We start from the raw sequence: 1,005 nt of genomic DNA on the forward strand, positions 1-1,005 counted from the left end.
TTTTCTCGGATCTCGGGTTATCTACCCAAAGGAAAAGGGAATTTTTGCAGTTTGCGGAAAAAGAAGGAAGACTTTAGCCGTTAGCTACGCTACGGGGACTATCTCAGCTTGCTTATACGGCCCCTTCGGGGCCGGCGGGGGGCGCACCCCCCGCACCCCCGCCTGTATACTCTGATAGCCACCAGCTTGTGTGCACTTTTGGGGGTTTGCGCCGTCCTGGACGCTACTGCCGCATCCTCTTCAGCCACTTGGCGGCGGTGTTCCGGTGCACCCCCGCCTCCCGGGCCAAGGCCGTGGCCGTGATCCTCTCCCCCCGGGCCTGGAGGCGCTTGAGGGCCTCCACCAGCCTCTCCTCCGCCTCCTTCCTCCGCCGGGATCCGCGCCGCTTTCCGCCCTCCCGCACCGCCTCCTGGAGCCCCTGGCCCTGCAGGGGCGGGATGAGGGCCCGGGCCTGGGGGGAAAGCCGGCTGCGGTCCGGCCTCCCCGTGGAGGAGACCGCGTACGCCCGTCCGCCCTGGTAGCGGTCGTAGGTCCACTTCGCCACGCTCTTGGCCGTGTGGTGGACCTCCCGGGGGCTCAGGAGCCCCTTGGGGTGGTCCCGGAAGAGGGCCTGGTTCAGGGCGTGGGCCCTCTGCTCCACCCAGGCCCGGAAGGCCTCCCGGCCCCCGGGATGCCCCCGGAAGAGGGCCACCTGGGCGTAGGCCTCCGCCCGGAGGCGGTCAAACAGGGTCCTGTTCCGCCCGTAGGAGGCCAGCCCCGGATCCAGCCGCTTGCGCCTCCCGGAAGGGAGGAGCCCCCGGAGCTCCCGGTGCAGGTCCCGCAGGCTCCACCGCTTCCCCCCGCCCCAGGTCCACTCCGACGGGTGGAGGAAGGGGTTCCGGGAGAGGAGGCCGTTGTAGCTGGGGTCCGCCCCGTAGTAGGCCTCCAGCAACGCCTCCACCTCCGCCAGGAGGGCCAGGGCCCCCTTCAGGCTCTCCTCCCGCCCGGGCGGGGGCTTGAGGGGGA

1 protein-coding gene is annotated in these 1,005 nt (G+C 70.3%); it reads right to left on the reverse strand.

Going from position 1 to position 1,005, the window contains the following annotated elements; translation table 11 throughout:
- Positions 1-223 precede the first annotated feature (223 nt).
- On the reverse strand, positions 224-1,005 hold a 782-nt coding region (locus L0D17_RS13140; RefSeq protein ID WP_279231841.1), incomplete at its 5' end, for a primase C-terminal domain-containing protein.

The sequence above is a fragment of the Thermus thalpophilus genome, assembly GCF_022760915.1.
GTDB classification, from domain to species: Bacteria; Deinococcota; Deinococci; order Deinococcales; family Thermaceae; genus Thermus; species Thermus thalpophilus.